Origin of the sequence: Streptomyces albospinus, from assembly GCF_014648695.1 — a bacterium.
GTDB lineage: Bacteria > Actinomycetota > Actinomycetes > Streptomycetales > Streptomycetaceae > Streptomyces > Streptomyces albospinus.
In genome coordinates, this window is the sequence record NZ_BMRP01000145.1 from 1 (window position 1) to 839 (window position 839).

Below are 839 nucleotides of genomic sequence, written 5' to 3' on the forward strand. Positions count from 1 at the left end.
GGCTTGGCTGCGGCGTCGGAAGTGTGACCAGTGCAGATAGTGCTCGTTGGCATGGCAGCGGGGTGTGGTGAAGACGTGTCCGATCAGCCGGCGGATCTCGGGGACACTGAGGGGTATGAGCTCTTGATCGCTGCCTCCGTCGCCCCTTTTGCGGCTTCTGTGGCCCGGGTGGCGGTCAGGTAGGCGAGGGCCGCCATCGAGAGGGTGATGTGCCGGTACCAGGCCCGGTAGAGACGGACTTGGTAGTGGTCCAAGCCGCATTCACCTTTGGCCGTCTGGAAGCATTCTTCGACCTGCCACCTGGCTCCAGCAGTCACGACCAGGTCTTTGAGCCGGGAGGCGACGGGGCCGTAGCAGACGTAGTAGGCGATCTCGGTGGGATCAGCCAGGCTCCGGCGGGCCAGCACCCAGTGCCCGAACCCGTCCTCCCACACCGGCCTGATCGCCACGCGGACCCAGTGGTAGATCCGACGACCGTGGGCTCCGGCTCCAGCCGAGATCAGCTTCCACGCCTGCCTGGGCGCCTTCGCGATCAGCTCGTCGACGCGGGCGTCGTAGCCATCGGTGGTGATCACAGTGTCGTTGACCTTGGTGGCCAGCACATGTGCCATACGGCGTTGTTCCAGCCACACGCGGAAGTGTTTGGCCTGCCCGTATGCCTCGTCAGCGGTGACCCAGGCGAAGGGCACACGCGCGTCGATGGCGCGTTGCAGCATCCACTTGAGGTGCTCGATCTTCGTGGCGAACGGCACCTCGTCACCGATCCCGGCCGCCCGGCACCGCTCCCGGTCGTCGGTCCAGGACGTGGGAACGTACAGTTCTCGGTCGATCAGCGCACG

The 839-nt window shown here is 65.8% G+C and carries 1 protein-coding gene; it reads right to left on the reverse strand.

The genetic code is table 11. From position 1 onward, the window contains the following. Positions 1-83 precede the first annotated feature (83 nt). Positions 84-839, reverse strand: a 756-nt coding sequence (locus IEZ17_RS41685; protein WP_189308835.1) for an IS701 family transposase, incomplete at its 5' end; no start/stop codon positions are given.